At 52.6% G+C, this 230-nt stretch carries 1 protein-coding gene; it reads left to right on the forward strand.

The features are described from left to right. Positions 1 to 223: IS30 family transposase (locus tag NCS58_RS34130; protein WP_250539059.1), on the forward strand; the 223-nt coding region annotated here is incomplete at its 5' end. Positions 224 to 230 lie beyond the last annotated feature (7 nt).

Below are 230 nucleotides of genomic sequence, written 5' to 3' on the forward strand. Positions count from 1 at the left end.
TGCCGTGTATTTCTGTGACCCCAAGCATCCGTGGCAACGCGGCTCCAATGAGAATACGAACGGGCTGTTGAGACAGTACTTCCCAAAAGGCATCGATCTGTCGGTTTATTCGCAAGCCAAACTCAATGCCGTGGCGAGAAGGCTGAACGAGCGCCCAAGAAAGACGCTAGATTACGAGACACCAGCTGAACGATTCCATCAAGCTATTGCATCGACCGGTTGAATCCGCC

Origin of the sequence: Caballeronia sp. INML3B (assembly GCF_023631305.1) — a bacterium.
In the GTDB taxonomy this organism is placed as follows: domain Bacteria; phylum Pseudomonadota; class Gammaproteobacteria; order Burkholderiales; family Burkholderiaceae; genus Caballeronia; species Caballeronia turbans.